Source organism: Catenuloplanes atrovinosus (genome assembly GCF_031458235.1).
Taxonomy (GTDB): Bacteria; Actinomycetota; Actinomycetes; order Mycobacteriales; family Micromonosporaceae; genus Catenuloplanes; species Catenuloplanes atrovinosus.
The window spans coordinates 5,388,951-5,406,769 of the sequence record NZ_JAVDYB010000001.1 but is presented as its reverse complement, the minus strand read 5'-3'; the positions used below and the strand labels follow the sequence as shown (position 1 = coordinate 5,406,769).

At 71.5% G+C, this 17,819-nt stretch carries 15 protein-coding genes; 12 read left to right on the top strand and 3 right to left on the bottom strand.

The window, feature by feature from the left end; translation table 11 throughout:
• Positions 1-55: 55 nt before the first annotated feature.
• Complete coding sequence (locus J2S41_RS23935) at positions 56-1,681, top strand: GMC oxidoreductase (RefSeq protein WP_310370683.1); 1,626 nt, start codon at positions 56-58, stop codon at positions 1,679-1,681.
• A gap of 35 nt (positions 1,682-1,716) precedes the next feature.
• Positions 1,717-1,923, top strand: a complete 207-nt coding sequence (locus tag J2S41_RS23930) for a hypothetical protein (protein ID WP_310370681.1) — start codon at positions 1,717-1,719, stop codon at positions 1,921-1,923.
• A gap of 64 nt (positions 1,924-1,987) precedes the next feature.
• On the opposite strand, the gene J2S41_RS23925 is transcribed toward J2S41_RS23930, so the two are convergent.
• From J2S41_RS23925 to J2S41_RS23915, 3 genes are read right to left on the bottom strand one after another with little or no spacing between them, the layout of a single operon-like run.
• Positions 1,988-2,413, bottom strand: a complete 426-nt coding sequence (locus tag J2S41_RS23925) for a PIN domain nuclease (RefSeq protein ID WP_310370679.1) — start codon at positions 2,411-2,413, stop codon at positions 1,988-1,990.
• The gene (locus J2S41_RS23920) at positions 2,410-2,619 is read right to left on the bottom strand and encodes a type II toxin-antitoxin system VapB family antitoxin (protein ID WP_310370677.1); all 210 of its coding nucleotides are present in this window, start codon (positions 2,617-2,619) and stop codon (positions 2,410-2,412) included. The genes J2S41_RS23925 and J2S41_RS23920 overlap by 4 nt, the downstream gene beginning before the upstream one ends.
• A gap of 50 nt (positions 2,620-2,669) precedes the next feature.
• Positions 2,670-3,326: an MBL fold metallo-hydrolase gene (locus J2S41_RS23915; RefSeq protein ID WP_310370676.1), complete on the bottom strand. Its 657-nt coding sequence runs from the start codon at positions 3,324-3,326 to the stop codon at positions 2,670-2,672.
• Positions 3,327-3,412: 86 nt separating this feature from the next.
• Between J2S41_RS23915 and J2S41_RS23910 the strand changes: the two genes are divergently transcribed.
• From J2S41_RS23910 to tpiA, 10 genes are all read left to right on the top strand, one after another.
• A complete protein-coding gene (locus J2S41_RS23910) occupies positions 3,413-5,200 on the top strand; it encodes a glycosyltransferase family protein (RefSeq protein WP_310370674.1) in 1,788 nt (595 codons plus the stop codon).
• 202 nt (positions 5,201-5,402) lie between these two features.
• Positions 5,403-8,378: an excinuclease ABC subunit UvrA gene (uvrA, locus tag J2S41_RS23905; protein WP_310370672.1), complete on the top strand. Its 2,976-nt coding sequence runs from the start codon at positions 5,403-5,405 to the stop codon at positions 8,376-8,378.
• A 197-nt stretch (positions 8,379-8,575) separates the two neighbouring features.
• On the top strand, positions 8,576-9,079 hold the full coding sequence (locus J2S41_RS23900; protein WP_310370670.1) for a Rieske (2Fe-2S) protein: 504 nt from the start codon (positions 8,576-8,578) through the stop codon (positions 9,077-9,079).
• Positions 9,080-9,159: 80 nt separating this feature from the next.
• Positions 9,160-11,322: an excinuclease ABC subunit UvrC gene (gene uvrC, locus J2S41_RS23895; protein WP_310370668.1), complete on the top strand. Its 2,163-nt coding sequence runs from the start codon at positions 9,160-9,162 to the stop codon at positions 11,320-11,322.
• 40 nt (positions 11,323-11,362) lie between these two features.
• The gene (gene rapZ, locus J2S41_RS23890) at positions 11,363-12,322 is read left to right on the top strand and encodes an RNase adapter RapZ (protein WP_310370666.1); all 960 of its coding nucleotides are present in this window, start codon (positions 11,363-11,365) and stop codon (positions 12,320-12,322) included.
• Positions 12,319-13,287 carry a gluconeogenesis factor YvcK family protein gene (locus J2S41_RS23885; protein ID WP_310370664.1) on the top strand — a complete coding sequence of 323 codons (969 nt, stop codon included), beginning with the start codon at positions 12,319-12,321 and terminating at the stop codon, positions 13,285-13,287. Before rapZ ends, J2S41_RS23885 begins: the two co-directional genes overlap by 4 nt.
• A 145-nt stretch (positions 13,288-13,432) precedes the next feature.
• Complete coding sequence (gene whiA / locus J2S41_RS23880) at positions 13,433-14,413, top strand: DNA-binding protein WhiA (protein ID WP_310370663.1); 981 nt, start codon at positions 13,433-13,435, stop codon at positions 14,411-14,413.
• Between the two features lie 347 nt (positions 14,414-14,760).
• Positions 14,761-15,768 carry a type I glyceraldehyde-3-phosphate dehydrogenase gene (gap, locus tag J2S41_RS23875; protein ID WP_310370662.1) on the top strand — a complete coding sequence of 336 codons (1,008 nt, stop codon included), beginning with the start codon at positions 14,761-14,763 and terminating at the stop codon, positions 15,766-15,768.
• A 12-nt stretch (positions 15,769-15,780) separates the two neighbouring features.
• On the top strand, positions 15,781-16,977 hold the full coding sequence (locus J2S41_RS23870; RefSeq protein WP_310370660.1) for a phosphoglycerate kinase: 1,197 nt from the start codon (positions 15,781-15,783) through the stop codon (positions 16,975-16,977).
• On the top strand, positions 16,977-17,768 hold the full coding sequence (tpiA, locus tag J2S41_RS23865; protein WP_310370659.1) for a triose-phosphate isomerase: 792 nt from the start codon (positions 16,977-16,979) through the stop codon (positions 17,766-17,768). Before J2S41_RS23870 ends, tpiA begins: the two co-directional genes overlap by 1 nt.
• Positions 17,769-17,819: the final 51 nt, after the last annotated feature.

Sequence of the window (17,819 nt, the reverse complement as noted above, 5' to 3'; positions counted from 1 at the left end):
GTCGTGGTCCGGGCCGGGCCACACTGCGTGCAGCCGATCACCGTGAGGAGTGCCCGTGGCCGCCGAGCTGACCCGCCGGAGCGTGCTCGCCCTGTCCGCCGCCGCGCTGCTGCCCGGCCCGCCCTCGCGGGTCCGGCGCGAGCACCACCGGGTGATCATCATCGGGTCCGGGTACGGCGGCGCGATCGCCGCGTACCGGCTGGCCGAGGCCGGCGTCCGGTCGCTCGTCCTGGAACGCGGCCGCCGCTGGCCGATCCTGCCGGGCGGCGACACGTTCCCGCCGTTCCTGGCACCGGACCGCCGCTCCTCCTGGTTCACGCCCGCGCCGGTCTACCCCGGCATGCCGCCCACGGTGTACCGGCCGTACGCCGGGCTGTTCGAGCGCGTCCGCGGCGACGGCATGGACGTGATCACCGGGGCCGGCGTCGGCGGGCTGTCCCTGGTCGACGGCGTCATGCTGCAGCCGGACGGGGACGTGTTCAGCCGGGTGATGCCGGCCGGCGTCGACTACCAGGAGATGGCCGACGTGCACTATCCGCGCGTGCGGGCGCGGATCGGCGCGCGGTCGATCCCCGACGACGTGCTCGCCCATCAGCGGTACGCGCCCACCCGCCTCTTCCTGGACCAGGCCGCCCGGGCCGGCCTGCCCGCCGGCCGGCTCGACGAGGCCTGCGACTGGTCCGTGGTCCGCGCCGAACTGGCCGGCACCGCCGTACCGGCCGCGTCCATCGGTGAGTACCTGACCGGCATCAACAGCGGCGCGCGTACGTCCGTGGACCGGAACTACCTGGCCTGGGCCGAGGCGTCGGGGCTGGCCGAGGTGCGGCCGCTGCACGTGGTCACGGACGTCGCCGCGTCGTCCTCGACCGGCCGGTACGCCGTCCGCGCCCGGCACATCACCGCGGACGGCGACCTGGTGGAGGAGCTGGTCCTGACCGCGGACGCGCTGATTCTGGCGGCCGGCGCGATGGGCACCACCCGGCTGCTGGTCCGCGCGCGCGACACCGGCGCGCTGCCCCGCCTCAACGACCAGGTCGGCCTGCACTGGGGCAACAACGGCCTGCGCCTCTACCTGCGCGCGCTGATCCCGGAGCCGACCGGTGCGTACCAGGGCGGCCCGACCAGCGTGGCGATCATGCGCTGGTCCGATCCGGCGCGCGCGACCACCGTCGAGTTCGGCCCGGCGCCGTTCCCGGTGGAGACGCACGCGATGCCCGTCCCCGGCATCGGCCTGTGCGAGCCGGCGGGCCGCTTCACGTACCGTCCGCTCACCGACGAGGTGCGGCTGACCTGGCCGTCCACGGCCGACGCCGTCGCGCAGGCGTCGATCCGCGACACCCTGCGAACCCTGGTCGCCGGCACGCCGTCGCCCGGCCCGCAACCACCGCTGACCGGCATCGCCGTGCTGGACGGCCTGCTCTCCGCCGCCGCTGCCGCGCCCTACGGCCTGCTCGACATGAACGCGCTGGAGCCCTACACGTTCCACCCGCTCGGCGGCGCCGTGCTGGACCGCGCCTGCGACCTGTACGGCCGCGTCCACGACCACCCCGGCCTCTACGTCCTCGACGCGTCGCTGATCCCCGGCTCCACCGCCGCCTGCAACCCCGCGCTGACCGTCGCCGCCCTGGCCGAACGCTGCCTCGACACCCTCGTCCCCGCCGACGCCGGGACCGTCTTCTGACGGTTGACCCGTGGCCGCCCGGGTACCCGCCCGCCATGACGAACCCGCAGGACGACCTGAGTCACATCGCCGACCCCGGCTCGATGTCCCCCGACACCATGACCGAGCCCGACACCGGCAACCCCGGCGACCTCGACACCGACCACGAGGACCTCGCCACCGGCGACCACGCCCCCGCGGTCCCGGGCCGTTCCCCGGACAGCCCCGCCGACCAGGGCAGCCCGGTCGGCCCCCCGGACTGATTCCCGATCTCACGAACGGCGGTGCGTGCGCGTACCGCCGTTCGCACCAAGGTCGCGACGGGTGTCAGGGGATGGAACCGGGCGGCGCCAGCCAGACGGTGGGCTGCCCGGTAACCCTCGCGATCGCTTCGAAGTCGTGGTCGTAGTGGACGAGGGTCAGACCCTCGAGGTGGGCGGTCGCCGCCACGAGCAGATCGACGGTCCCCGCGGAGCGATGGGTGCCGTCGTCCGTCAGGTGCTGCTGTGTCCGGGAGGCCTGAGCGTAGCCGCGGTCAGGTATGCCCACCCAGGTGAAGGCGGCGTCGAGCAGGCCGACCAACTCCTCACGATCGGCCTTGGAGCGCGCGGTGTAGAGCAACTCGAGCTCGGTGAGCGGACACATGCCGATCACCCCGGCGGTGATCTGGGACTGCCAGCGTTCTCTGACGGCACGGTTCCGCAGGAGCCGCACGACCGCGCTGGTGTCGATCAGGAACCTGGCCGTCGTCATGCCCGATATGTGCTCTTGTCCAGCAGTTCGTCGAACGCGCCCGCCTCGCCGAGCTCGGCGAGCCGGCTGAGAGCCTGCGCCCTCCGAAGTTGCTCCGCGGTCGTCCGCAGCGCGGCGTTCACCGTGTCCTTCTTGGTCTTCGTACCGAGCAGCCTCGACGCCTCGGCGAGAGCGTCGTCGTCGACGTCGATGAGCACCTTGGCCACGTGTTCCTCCCGTATATCCGGAGACACGATGAAGTATATACGGGGTATGACTACCAGCCGCGGGCGTGCCAGTCGGGGAGGGAGGGGCGTTCGGTGCCGAGGGTGGAGTCGTCGCCGTGGCCGGGGTAGAACCAGGTGTCGTCGGGGAGGCGGGCGAAGAGCTTGGTCTCGACGTCGGTGATCAGGGACCGGAAGGCGTCGCGGTCGCCGCGGGTGTTGCCGACGCCGCCCGGGAAGAGGGAGTCGCCGGTCCACAGGTGTGGCGTACCGGCGGGGTCCTGATAGAGCAGCGCGATGGAGCCCGGCGTGTGCCCGACCAGGTGGATGACCTCCAGCGACACCTCGCCCACCGTGATCACGTCGCCCTCCGCCACGGTGCGGGAGACCACCGGCAGCTCGGGAGCGTCGTCGCGGTGCGCGACCGAGGCGGCGCCGGTGGCGGCGACCACCTCCGCCAGCGCGCCCCAGTGGTCGCCGTGCCGGTGCGTGGTCACCACGGTCTCCAGGCCGCCGTCACCGATCAGGGCGAGCAGCTCCGGTGCGTCGGCCGCCGCGTCGATCAGCAGCTGGGTGCCGGTCGCGCGGCAGCGCAACAGGTACGCGTTGTTGTTCCAGGCGCCGCCGACCGACAGCTTGGTGATGGTCAGCGCCGGCAGCGTGCGCACGGCGGGGGCGGAGCCCGGTGAGACCTGGCCGGTGTACGTCACGAGCGAACCCCCCGCGCATCGATGATCGGTTCCGGGCCCAGCGTAGCGACAGGGACGCCACGGGCGGGTTCTGGCATGATGCGCGGGTGCGAGTCCTGGAGAGCGCGCCCGAGGAGGCGACACCACAGCCCGCCGGCCGGCGTCGAGCCCCGTGGGTGTGGGACGCGATAGCCGGCGTCGTCTACCCGGCGCTGGCGGTGCTGGTCATGTCGCGCCTGTGGGCCGACCCGGACGGCCGCGTCCTCCGGGCGAACGAGGACGATCACGGCTTCTTCCTCTTCGTGCTGGCGCACGCGGAGCGCGCGGTCTTCCACGGGGAGAACCCGTTCTTCACCGACCGGCTGAACTTCCCCGACGGCATCAACATGATGGCCAACACGTCGATCCTGGCGCTCGGCGTCCCGGTCTCGCCGATCACGCACTGGCTGGGGCCGGGCGTGTCGCTGGCGCTGCTGCTCACGATCGGGCTGGGCGGCACGGCCGCGGCCTGGTACTGGGTGCTCGGCCGGCACTTCGTGCGCACGCGGAGCGCCGCGTTCGCCGGCGGGCTGTGGGCCGGCTTCGCGCCCGCGATGATCTCCCACGCGAACGGGCACATCAACTTCACGGTGCTGATCCTGGTGCCGTTCCTGTTCTGGCGCGTCGCCGTGCTGCGCGAGCCCGGCCGGTCCGTGCGGAACGGCGTGATCCTCGGCCTGCTGATCACCGCCCAGGTCTTCGTGAACGAGGAGATCCTGCTCTTCGTGGCGCTGGCCTGCGCGATCTTCACGATCTGCTGGGTGCTGATGCACCGGGCGGATTTCACGTCATATGCGATTCCGGGCATCAAGGGGCTCGCGGTGGCGGCCGGCACCTCGGGCGTGCTGCTCGCGTACCCGCTGTTCCAGCAGTTCCTCGGCCGCCAGCACTACCGCGGCCTGCCGTTCGAGCCGGACGTCTACGTCACCGACCTCGCGTCGTACCTGGTCTACGCGCGGCAGTCGATCGCCGGTGACACCGCGCTGGCCGAGTCGCTGAGCGTCAGCGCCACCGAGGACAACAGCTTCTTCGGGCTGCCGCTGGTCGTGCTGCTGGTGGTGTGCGCGGTGCTGACCTGGCGGATCAGGGCGATGCGCGCGGTCGTGATCACCGGGCTGGTCTTCGTGATCATCGGGTCCGGCCCGACGCTGGTGGTCGGTGGCACCGACACCGGCGTGCCGATGCCGCTGTTCTTCGTCAGTCATCTGCCGCTGATCAACCTGATCACCACCACTCGGTTCACCATGGTGGTGGTGTGGGCGTGCGCGTTCCTGCTGGCCGTCGCGGCCGACCGGGTGCCCGCCCGCGACCGGGCCCCGCGGCGCGCGCTGATCTGGTGGGTCGCGGTCGCGGTGGCGCTGATCCCGGTCGCGCCGAAGCCGCTGGTCACCGCGCCGGCCACGCCGATGCCGGAGCTGATCACGTCCGGCCGGTGGCGCGAGTTCGTGCCGGAGGGGCGCTCGCTGGTCCCGGTGCCGCCGCCGGAGGTGACGGTGGGCCGCGAGGGCATGCGGATGGCGGCGTTCTCCGCGCTGGACGCGCCGGTGCCGCGCGGCTACTTCATGGGCCCGACGAACGGTGAGACGGACCCCACCGGCACGTGGAACGCGCCGGCGCGCCGCACCTCGGACATCCTGTACGAGATCGTCCGGTCCGGCCGCGCGCCGGTGGTGACCCCGGCCGACCGGTCGGCCGCGCTGGCCGACCTGAAATACTGGAGGGCCGGTGCGCTGGTGCTGGGGGAGCGGCACCCGCAGGCGGCGCCGCTGCGCGCCACGGTGACGGACCTGCTGGGCCGGGAGCCGCGGCTGGTCGGCGGGGCCTGGGTGTGGGAGGTGTCGGACCTGCCGGTCTGACCGTCGCCGCCGAAAAATGTCAGACCCCCCGGTTACAGTCGCCTGCGGCGCTCGTCTGCGGTCTGACCTGCTGTTAGTACCCCGATCGGGGAAGCGGGAGTTCAACCGGGGGAGCGGGCGTTGGAACATCCCGGGCCGTTGACCGGCCCGATGTGACACAGACCACAGATATGACATTTTTGAGCTGGGAAGTGGGCGGGCTGTGACCGACCGACTGATCATTCGTGGCGCGCGTGAGCACAACCTCCGCGACGTCTCCCTTGATCTGCCACGCGACGCGATGATCGTCTTCACCGGCCTCTCCGGGTCGGGCAAGTCCAGCCTCGCGTTCGACACCATCTTCGCGGAGGGCCAGCGGCGCTACGTGGAGTCGCTGTCGTCGTACGCGCGGCAGTTCCTCGGCCAGATGGACAAGCCGGACGTCGACTTCATCGAGGGCCTCTCGCCCGCGGTGTCGATCGACCAGAAGTCGACGTCGCGCAACCCGCGCTCGACCGTCGGCACCATCACCGAGGTGTACGACTACCTCCGTCTCCTCTTCGCCCGGGCCGGCGTGCCGCACTGCCCGGTCTGCGGCGAGCTGATCTCCAAGCAGTCCCCGCAGCAGATCGTCGACCGGGTGCTCGCGATGGAGGAGGGCACCCGGTTCATGGTGCTCTCGCCGGTGATCCGCGGCCGCAAGGGTGAGTACGTCGATCTCTTCGCCGAGCTGCAGACCAAGGGCTACGCGCGGGCCCGGGTGGACGGCGTGGTCTACCCGCTGACCGAGCCGCCGAAGCTGAAGAAGCAGGAGAAGCACACCATCGAGGTGGTCATCGACCGCCTCAGCGTGAAGGCGAGCACCAAGCAGCGGCTCACCGACTCGGTCGAGGCCGCGCTCGGCCTCTCCGGCGGCCTGGTCATCTTCGAGTTCGTCGACCAGCCGGAGGACGATCCGGACCGCGAGCGCCTCTTCTCCGAGCACCTCGCCTGCCCGAACGAGCACCCCCTGGCGATCGAGGACCTGGAGCCCCGGGTCTTCTCGTTCAACGCGCCGTACGGCGCCTGTCCCGAGTGCACCGGCCTCGGCACGAAGAAGGAGATCGACCCGGAGCTGGTCATCCCGGACACCGAGCGCACGCTGCGCGACGGCGCGGTGCAGCCGTGGTCCGGCGGCCAGACCCAGGAGTACTTCCTGCGGCTGCTGGAGGCGCTCGGCGAGCAGGAGCACTTCACGCTGGACACCCCGTGGCGCAAGCTGTCGTCCCGGGCGCAGAAGACGATCCTGTTCGGCTCCGAGGACCAGGTGCACGTCAAGTACCGGAACCGGTACGGCCGCGACCGGTCGTACTACACCGGCTTCGAGGGCGTCATGCAGTGGATCGAGCGGCGCCACGCGGACACCGAGTCGGACTGGTCCCGGGAGAAGTACGAGGGCTACATGCGGGACGTGCCGTGCGGCACCTGCCACGGCGCCCGCCTCAAGCCCGAGGTGCTGGCCGTCACGCTGAACGACAAGAGCATCGCGGAGGTCTGCAACCTCTCGATCGGCGAGTGCGCGGACTTCCTCGGCGAGATGGAGCTGACCGACCGGCAGAAGATGATCGCCGAGCGCGTGCTCAAGGAGATCAACGCGCGGCTGCGGTTCCTGGTCGACGTGGGCCTGGACTACCTGTCGCTGGACCGGCCGGCCGGCACGCTCTCCGGCGGCGAGGCGCAGCGCATCCGGCTGGCCACCCAGATCGGCTCCGGCCTGGTCGGCGTGCTCTACGTGCTGGACGAGCCGTCGATCGGCCTGCACCAGCGGGACAACCACCGGCTGATCGAGACGCTGGTCAGGCTGAAGAAGCTGGGCAACACGCTGATCGTGGTCGAGCACGACGAGGACACGATCCGCACCGCGGACTGGATCGTCGACATCGGCCCCGGCGCGGGCGAGCACGGCGGCCGGGTGGTGCACAGCGGGCCGTACGCGGGGCTGCTGAAGAACAAGGAGTCCGCCACCGGGGCGTACCTGGCCGGCCGGAAGAAGATCCCGACGCCGATGGTGCGCCGCCCGCGTACCCCCGATCGGGAACTGGTCGTCCAGAGCGCCCGGGAGAACAATCTGCGCGGCGTGACCGTGCCGTTCCCGCTCGGGCAGCTGATCTCGGTCACCGGCGTCAGCGGCTCCGGCAAGTCCAGCCTGGTCAACGACATCCTCTACAAGGTGCTGGCCAACCAGATCAACGGGGCGAAGCTGGTGCCCGGCCGGCACTCGCGCGTCTCCGGCCTGGACCTGGTGGACAAGGTGGTCGGCGTGGACCAGTCGCCGATCGGCCGCACCCCGCGGTCGAACCCGGCGACGTACACCGGAGTCTTCGACAACATCCGCAAGCTGTTCGCGGAGACCACCGAGGCGAAGGTGCGCGGCTACGGGCCGGGCCGGTTCTCGTTCAACGTCAAGGGCGGCCGCTGCGAGAACTGCGCGGGCGACGGCACCATCAAGATCGAGATGAACTTCCTGCCGGACGTGTACGTCCCGTGCGAGGTCTGCAAGGGCGCGCGCTACAACCGCGAGACGCTGGAGGTGCACTACAAGGGCAAGACGATCTCCGAGGTGCTGGAGATGCCGATCGAGGAGGCCGCCACCTTCTTCGAGGCGATCCCGGCCATCCACCGGCACATGAAGACGCTGGTCGAGGTGGGTCTCGGCTACGTCCGGCTGGGCCAGCCCGCGCCGACCCTCTCCGGTGGCGAGGCGCAGCGCGTCAAGCTCGCCTCCGAGCTGCAGAAACGCTCCAACGGCCGCACGGTGTACGTGCTGGACGAGCCCACCACCGGCCTGCACTTCGAGGACATCCGCAAGCTGCTGCTGGTCCTGGAGGGCCTGGTCGACAAGGGCAACACGGTCATCGTGATCGAGCACAACCTGGACGTGATCAAGTCTTCCGACTGGCTGATCGACATGGGCCCGGAGGGCGGTCACCGCGGCGGCGCCGTCCTCGCCATCGGCACGCCGGAGGAGTTGGCCGAGGTGCCGGAGAGCCACACCGGCCGGTTCCTGCGCCCGATGCTCGGCCTGGAAGGCGAGCCGGCCGGCGCGAAGGAGGCGGTCGCGCGCGCCGCCAAGGCGAACGGAGAAAAGGTCAACTCGGTGAAACCGGCCGCGGCCACGAAGGCTCGCACTAGTCGAGCCAAGGTCACGGCCAGCCGGTAGCGGTACACCCTCTGTCAGCGAACCGTGCCCGGGTTCATCCGTTACACACAGGCTTGTTCTCTACCGTGAGTAACGGACGTGGGGCGGCTCGGCCGGATCTTTCCTGAACCGGCCGGGCCCGCCACCCGTGTCCATGGACGTGGGCGCGCCCCGCCACACCGGCGGGCGCTCCGCGGGCTAACAGGAGGGTTCACAGCATGAAGAACGAGCAGGTGCTCGAGGCCGGAACGTCGCGCCGGACGCTGCTGGCCGGCGTCGGCTCCGTGGGTGCGGTCACCGCGCTGGCGGCGTGCGGCACCGATTCCGACTCGCCGGGCACGAGCTCGGGGGCCGGGGCCGACCCGACCACCGGCGCCCCCTCGGCGACCGGTGGCGCGTCGAGCAGCGCACCCACCACCGGCGGCGACGCGGCGGCCAACGCGCTCACCAAGACCAGCGACATCCCGGTCCAGGGTGGTGTGATCTTCGCGGAGCAGCAGGTCGTCGTCACGCAGCCGACCGCGGGCACGTTCAAGTGCTTCAGCAACATCTGCACCCACCAGGGCTGCCCGGTGAGCAGCGTGGACGGTGGCTCCATCGTCTGCAAGTGCCACAACAGCCTGTTCTCGATCGAGGACGGCTCGCCGACCTCCGGCCCGGCGCGCCAGCCGCTGGAGGAGAAGCAGATCACCGTCGAGGGTGAGTCGATCACGCTCGCCTGACACCACGTCCCGCGGCGGCCGGGTGCCCGCGCACCCGGCCGCCGGGGCCGCCTGTCGTACCCCCGGATTAGGCTGGACGAGTGCCCGATCCGTCGACCTACCGCCCCGCCCCGGGGACCATTCCCGAGTCGCCCGGTGTCTACCGGTTCCGCGACCCGACCGGGCGGGTGATCTACGTCGGCAAGGCGAAGAGCCTGCGCAGCCGGCTCAATTCGTACTTCGCCGACACGTTCACGCTGCACCCGCGCACCCAGCAGATGGTCACCACGGCCGGCTCGGTGGACTGGGTGACGGTGGGCAGCGAGGTCGAGGCGCTCCAGCTCGAGTTCACCTGGATCAAGCAGTTCGACCCGCGCTTCAACGTGAAATACCGGGACGACAAGTCGTACCCGTTCCTCGCCGTCACGCTGGACGAGGAGTACCCGCGACTGCAGGTGATGCGCGGCGCCAAGCGCAAGGGCGTGCGCTACTTCGGGCCGTATTCGCACGCCTGGGCCATCCGGGAGACGCTCGACCTGCTGCTGCGCGTCTTCCCGGCCCGCACCTGCTCCACCGGCGTGTTCAAGCGCGCCGGCCAGGTCGGCCGCCCCTGCCTGCTCGGCTACATCGGCAAGTGCTCCGCGCCGTGCACCGGCCAGGTCAGCGCGGACGAGCACCGCGCGATCGTGGAGGACTTCTGCGACTTCATGGCCGGCCGGACCGACACCATGGTCAAGCGGCTGGAGCGGGACATGATGGCCGCCTCCGACGAGCTGAACTTCGAGCTCGCCGCCCGGCTGCGCGACGACATCGCCGCGCTGCGCCGCGCGCTGGAGAAGCAGGCCGTGGTGCTCGGCGACGGCACCGACGCGGACGTGGTCGCGTTCGCCGACGACCCGCTGGAGGCCGCGGTCCAGGTCTTCCACGTGCGCGACGGCCGGATCCGCGGCCAGCGCGGCTGGGTGGTGGAGAAGAACGAGGAGCTCAGCCTCGGCGACCTGGTCCACCACTTCTGCACCCAGGTCTACGGCACCGAGCACGGCGAGACGGACGTCCCGCGCGAGCTGCTGGTCCCGGCGCTGCCGGACGACGCGGACGCGCTCGCCGACTGGCTCTCCGACCACCGCGGCAGCCGGGTGCAGATCCGGGTGCCGCAGCGCGGCGACAAGAAGACGCTGATGGAGACCGTGGCGCGCAACGCGGCGGAGGCGCTGACCCGGCACAAGCTGAAGCGGTCCGGCGACCTGACCACGCGCGGCAAGGCGCTGGAGGAGATCGCGGACGCGCTCGGCATGGACACCGCGCCGCTGCGCATCGAGTGCTTCGACGTCTCCCAGATCCAGGGCACCGACGTGGTGGCCAGCATGGTGGTGTTCGAGGACGGGCTGCCCCGGAAGGGGGAGTACCGGCGGTTCATCGTGCGCGGCGACCGGCACGGCGGCGGCATGGACGACCTCTCCGCCATGTCCGAGGTGATGCGCCGCCGCTTCGCCCGGCTCAAGTCGGAGACCGCGCAGGCCGGAGCGGAGGCGGACGCGGCGGGCGGGAGCGGCTGGGCCGCGGCGGGCGAGCCGGTGGCGAACGACGAGGTCGGCGCGGACGGCGAGCTGACCCCGGGCGGCGAGACGGCGCTGAGCGAGGAGCTGACCGCGCGCGGCGAGCCGGTCCCGGCCGAGCTGCCCGGCATCGACCCGACCACGGGGCGGCCGCGCCGCTTCGCGTACCCGCCGAATCTGATCGTGGTCGACGGCGGCGCGCCGCAGGTCGCGGCCGTCGCCGCGGTGATGGCCGAGCTGGGCGTGACGGACGTGGCGCTCTGCGGCCTGGCCAAGCGGCTGGAGGAGGTGTGGCTGCCGGACGACGAGTTCCCGGTCATCCTGCCGCGCAACTCCGAGGCGCTCTACCTGCTCCAGCGCGTCCGCGACGAGGCGCACCGGTTCGCCATCACGTTCCACCGGCAGCGCCGCTCCAAGCGGATGACGGTCTCCGCGCTGGACGACGTGCCGGGCCTGGGCGAGGTGCGCCGCAAGGCACTGCTGCGCCGGTTCGGCTCGGTGAAGAAGCTGGCGGCCGCCTCCCCGGCGGAGATCGCCGAGGTGCCGGGGATCGGCCCGCGCACGGCCGAGGCCATCATCGCCGCCCTGACGGGTGAAAAGCCGGCCGAGCCCGCCCGCCCGGAGACGGCCGATATGCCGGGGAACAGCGCATCCACCCACGATGTTGAGGTCGACGCGGGCGCGCACCCCGCACCGGGCGAACTCTAGGATTGGCGCCCGACAGACTTTCGACCACGAGGGGGCCGTCGTGACCGATCGGCGCGACGACGAGCGACCGGAGGACACAGTGACCGACCGGCTCGACCGGCACGGCGAGCAGCGACCGGAGGGCGACGCCGCGTCCCGCGAGGAGACCAGCCTCGTCGTCGTCACCGGCGTCTCCGGCGGCGGCCGCAGCACCGTGGCCCGCGCGCTGGAGAACGTCGGCTTCTACGTCGTCGACAACCTGCCCCAGGCGCTCATGGTCGACATGGCCGAGCTGGCGTTCGCGGCCGGCGGCGCCACCCGGCAGACCGCGATGGTGCTGGACGTGCGCAGCCGCGCGTTCTCCACCGACCTGGCCGGCGCCATCCAGGCACTGCGCGACAAGGGCTTCCACCCGCGCGTGGTGTTCGTGGACGCGGACGACGAGGTGCTGATCCGGCGCTTCGAGAGCGTCCGCCGCTCGCACCCGCTGCAGGGTGACGGGCGGCTGGAGGAGGGCATCGCGGCCGAGCGAAAGCTGCTCGAGGAGGCGCGCGACCAGGCCGACGTCATCATCGACACCAGCCACCTCAACGTCAACCAGCTGCGCCGGCGCGTGGAGGAGCTGTTCGGCGGCGAGGACGCGCGCCGGCTGCGGGTGACCGTGCTGTCCTTCGGGTTCAAGTACGGCCTGCCGCCGGACGCGGACTTCGTGCTCGACGCGCGATTCCTGCCGAATCCGTACTGGGTGCCCGAGCTGCGCGACTTCACCGGCCGGGACGAGGCGGTCAGTTCGTACGTGCTGGGCCAGGACGGCGCGCTCGACTTCGTCGGGTCGTACGCGTCGCTGATCGCGGCCACCGCGTCCGGTTTCGAGCGCGAGGGCAAGCGCTACCTGACCGTCGCGGTCGGCTGCACCGGCGGCAAGCACCGCAGCGTCGCGATCAGCGAGGAGCTCGCCTCCCGCCTGCGCGAGGCCCGTCTCTCCGCCAACGCCCAGCACCGCGACCTGGGGCGCGAGTGACGGTGAAGGTCGTCGCGTTCGGCGGCGGGCACGGGCTCGGCGCGTCGCTGCGGGCGCTGCGGCGGATCCGGCCGGAACTGGATCTGGAGCTGACCGCCGTGGTCACCGTGGGTGACAACGGCGGCTCCAGCGGCCGGCTTCGCGCGGAGCGGGGCATCCTGCCGCCCGGCGACCTGCGCCAGGCGCTGGCCGCGCTCTCCGCGGAGGATGAGACGTCGGCGCTGACCGCCGCGCTGCTCCAGCACCGCTTCACCGCGGCCGGCTTCGGCGACGAGGACCCGCTGACCGGTCACGCGGTCGGCAACCTGCTGCTCTGCGGCCTGATGGAGCTGCTCGGCGACCCGATCGCCGCGCTCGACCACGCGGCCGGCCTGGTCCGCGCGCAGGGCCGGGTGCTGCCGATGTCGAAGCAGGGCGTGCAGTTGGAGGCGGACGTGCGCGGCGCCGACCCGGCCGCGCCGGACGAGGTGAGCACCGTGCACGGCCAGCACGAGGTGGCGGTCACCCGCGGCACCGTGCAGCAGGTCCGGCTGCTGCCCAAGGACCCGCCCGCCTGCCCGGAGGCGCTCACCGCCGTGGCCGAGGCGGACTGGCTGATCTTCGGGCCGGGCAGCTGGTACACCAGCGTCATCCCGCACCTGCTGGTCCCGGAGCTGGCCACGGCCATCCTGGCCAGCCGGGCGCGGCGGCTGGTGCTGCTCAACCTCGCGGCGGAGAAGGAGACGCTCGGCCTCTCCGCCGCCGATCACCTGGCCGCGCTCGGGTGGTACCTGCCGGGATTCTGCGCGGACGTGGTACTGGCCGATCCCGCGGCGGTCGGTGACCCCGAACCGGTCGCGGGTGCGGCAGAATCGCTGGGTGCCCGGCTGGTGCTGGCGCCCGTCGCGGTGCCGGACGGCAGCCCGCGGCATGATCCGGTCACACTCGGCGCCGCGCTGGTGCCGGTGCTGGAAGTCGATCGTTAAGCCATGGGCGAGGCGAGCTGGGACGGTGAGCTTTTTTCAACCTGGCGCACCCGGACCGTCGAACGGCGCCCTGCCGTCCGGCCACAGGCCAGGTTGAGAATGGCTCAATACAACTCAAGGATTGCGTGCACGAGGTGACGACGATATGGCGATGACTGCGGCCGTCAAGGACGAGCTGAGCCGCGTGGAAGTGGCGAAGCCGTGCTGCCGGCGGGCCGAGATGACCGCGCTCCTGCGCTTCTCGGGCGGGTTGCACATCGTGTCCGGCCGGGTGGTCGTGGAGGCCGAGCTCGACACCGGCGTCGCGGCGCGCCGTCTCCGGCGGGAGATCGCCGAGGTGTACGGCTACCCCAGTGAGACGCACGTGCTCGCCTCCGGAGGCCTGCGCAAGGGCAGCCACTTCATCGTCCGGGTGGTCAAGGACGGCGAGGCGCTGGCCCGCCAGACCGGGCTGCTCGACGTGCGCGGCTGGCCGGTGCGCGGCCTCCCGCACCACGTGATCTCCGGCAACGCCTGCTGCGCGGTGGCGGCGTGGCGCGGCGCGTTCATGGCGCACGGTTCGCTCACCGAGCCGGGCCGCTCCTGCGCGCTGGAGATCACCTGCCCTGGCCCGGAGTCGGCGCTCGCGCTGGTCGGCGCGGCCCGGCGGATCGGGATAACGGCCAAGCAGCGCGAGGTGCGCGGCGTGGACCGGGTGGTGGTCAAGGACGGTGACGCGATCGCCGCGCTGCTCACCCGGATCGGCGCGCACTCCAGCGTGCTCTCCTGGGAGGAGCGCCGGGTCCGCCGCGAGGTCCGCGCCACGGCGAACCGGCTGGCGAACTTCGACGACGCGAACCTGCGCCGTTCCGCCCGCGCCGCGGTCGCGGCCGCCGCGCGCGTCACCCGCGCGCTGGAGATCCTCGCGGAGGACGCGCCGAACCACCTGACCTCCGCCGGTCACCTGCGGCTTCAGCACCGGCAGGCGTCGCTGGAGGAGTTGGGCGCGCTCGCCGACCCGCCGCTGACCAAGGACGCGATCGCCGGGCGCATCCGGCGGCTGCTCGCGCTGGCCGACAAGCGCGCGCGTGATCTGGGAATACCGGACACCGAGGCGGCGGTCACCCCGGAGATGCTCGCCTGCTGACCGCCGTGTACGGAGGGTACGGTCGCCGGCCGTACCCTCCGATGCCTTTCCGAATGGTTCCCGGGTGCCGTGGAGGGGCCGAAGTGCCCTGGTAGACCGGCGTGCGAGCGGAGACGATGGGTTCCTTAGCCCCGCCGCAACGGCACCGCAACAACTCAGATAGTGTTCGCAGCGTACGGCGACGGGGCCGGCAAACCGGTTCAACCCTCGTCGTGGTTCGGTCTCTTGCGCAACCGCGGCGGGGCTCTCCGGTACCACCACAATGGCGGCCGGCTGCGGAAAACGGTCGGCACACGTGTCCGCCGCTGAGTAACCCACGGCGGGCCAGATCGCGAGGAGACGGACCTGTGACCATCCGGGTTGGTATCAACGGCTTCGGCCGGATCGGCCGTAACTTCTTCCGGGCGGTGCTCGCGTCCGGTGCCGACGTGCAGATCGTCGGGGTGAACGACCTCACCGACAACAAGACGCTCGCTCACCTGCTGAAGTACGACAGCATCCTGGGCCGCATCGGCCAGGAGGTCAAGGCGACCGACACCGAGATCACCGTCGGTGGCAACACGTTCCGCGCCTCCGCCGAGCGCGACCCGAGCAAGCTCGCCTGGGACGCCGTCGGCGCCGACATCGTCATCGAGTCGACCGGCTTCTTCACCGACGCCACCAAGGCCAAGGCGCACGTCGAGGCCGGCGCGAAGAAGGTCATCATCTCCGCTCCGGCGAAGAACGAGGACGTCACGGTCGTCATGGGCGTGAACCACGACAAGTACGACCCGGCGTCGCACACCGTGATCTCGAACGCGTCCTGCACCACGAACTGCCTCGCCCCGATGGCCAAGGCGATCAACGACGCGATCGGCATCGAGCACGGCCTGATGACCACGATCCACGCGTACACCCAGGACCAGAACCTGCAGGACGGCCCGCACAGCGACCTGCGTCGCGCCCGCGCCGCCGCGCTGAACCTGGTGCCGACCTCGACCGGCGCCGCCAAGGCGATCGGCCTGGTCCTGCCGGAGCTCAAGGGCAAGCTGGACGGCTTCGCGGTCCGCGTGCCGATCCCGACCGGCTCCGCCACCGACCTGACCTTCGTCGCCTCCCGTGAGACCACGGTCGAGGAGGTCAACGCCGCGGTCAAGGCCGCGTCCGAGGGCGCGCTCAAGGGCTACCTGTCCTACAGCGAGGACCCGATCGTCTCCGCCGACATCGTCACCGACCCGGCGTCCTGCATCTTCGACGCGCCGCTGACCAAGGTCATCGGTGGCACCCAGGTCAAGGTCGTCGGCTGGTACGACAACGAGTGGGGCTACTCGAACCGCCTCGTCGACCTGGTCAAGTACGTCGGCGCCTCCCTGTAAGGGACGACGACCGTGAAGACTCTCGACGACCTGCTCGGCGAGGGTGTCTCGGGTCGGCGCGTGCTCGTGCGCGCCGACCTGAACGTCCCGTTCGAGAAGGACTCCGACCCGCGCGTGATCAGCGACGACGGCCGCATCCGCGCGGTGCTGCCGACCATCGTCGCGCTCCGCGACGCGGGCGCCCGCGTCATCGTCATGTCCCACCTCGGCCGTCCCAAGGGCGCGCCGGACCCCGCGTTCACGCTCGCGCCGGTCGCGGAGCGGCTCCGTGAGCTGCTCGGCTCCGCCGTCGTCTACGCGGAGGACACGGTCGGCCCCGGTGCGGAGACCGCGGTCGCCGCGCTGGAGGACGGGCACGTCCTGCTGCTGGAGAACCTGCGTTTTAACGAGGGCGAGACCAGCAAGGACGAGGCCGCGCGCCAGGCCTTCGCGGCGAAGCTGGCCGCGTTCGCGGACGTCTACGTGGGCGACGGCTTCGGTGCGGTGCACCGCAAGCACGCCAGCGTCTACGACGTGCCGGCCCTGCTCCCGCACTACGCGGGCGGGCTGGTTCAGCGCGAGGTCGAGGTGCTGAAGAAGGTCACCTCGCCGGAGAAGCCGTACGTGGTGGTGCTCGGCGGCTCGAAGGTCAGCGACAAGCTGGCCGTGATCGAGGCGCTGCTGCCGCAGGTGGACAAGCTGCTCATCGGCGGCGGCATGTGCTTCACGTTCCTCAAGGCCCAGGGCCACGAGGTCGGGAAGTCGCTGCTCCAGGACGAGATGGTCGACACCTGCCGCGACCTGCTGGCGCGTGCCGGCGATCGCATCGTGCTGCCGGTGGACGTGGTGGCGGCCTCCTCCTTCGCCGCTGACGCCGATCACGACGTCGTTCCCGCTGACGGGATTCCCGCTGATCGCCTGGGCCTCGACATCGGGCCCGAGTCGGTCGCGCTGTTCTCCGGCGAGATCGCCAAGGCGAAGACCGTCTTCTGGAACGGCCCGATGGGCGTCTTCGAGCTGGCGCCGTTCGCGGCCGGCACCCGGGGCGTCGCCGAGGCCATCACCAAGGTCGACGGCTTCACCGTGGTCGGCGGCGGCGACTCGGCCGCGGCCGTGCGCACGCTCGGCCTGGACGAGGCGGCCTTCGGCCACATCTCCACCGGTGGCGGCGCCTCCCTGGAGTACCTGGAGGGCAAGACCCTCCCCGGCATCGCCGCTTTGGAGAAGTGATGGCGACCTCGTCGCGCCGGCCGCTGATGGCCGGCAACTGGAAGATGAACCTCAACCACTTCGAGGCGAACCTTCTCGTCCAGAAGCTGGCCGCCGGGCTCACCGAGAAGCAGCTGACCGACGTGGAGACCGTGGTGCTCCCGCCGTTCACCGACATCCGCACCGTGCAGACCGCGGTCGACGGGGACAAGCTGCTGATCGGCTACGGTGCGCAGGACATCTCGGCGCACAAGTCCGGCGCGTACACCGGCGAGATCTCCGGTGCCATGCTGGCGAAGCTCGGCTGCACCTACGTGGTGGTCGGTCACTCCGAGCGCCGTGAGTACCACGGCGAGTCGGACGCGCTGGTCAACGCGAAGGCGAAGGCCGCGCTGGCCAACGACCTGACCCCGATCCTCTGCATCGGCGAGGGCCTCGACGTGCGCGAGGCCGGCGGGCACATCGCCCACTGCGCCGACCAGCTGGAGGCCGGGCTCGACGGCTTCACCGCCGCCGAGGTCGAGAAGATCGTCATCGCGTACGAGCCGGTCTGGGCGATCGGCACCGGCAAGACCGCCACGCCGGAGGACGCGCAGGAGGTGTGCGGCGACATCCGCGCCCGCCTGGCGAAGAAGTACGGCGAGGAGACCGCGGCCACGGTCCGCGTGCTCTACGGCGGCTCGGTCAAGGCGAACAACGTCGCCCAGATCATGGCGCAGCCGGACGTGGACGGCGCTCTGGTCGGCGGCGCGAGCATCGACGCCGAGCAGTTCGTGCAGATCGTTCGCTTCCCGGAACACGTCGCCCGCTGACGCGGTTCCGAAGAAGGGGGCCCACTACCGGGCCCCCTTCCGCGTGCCCCG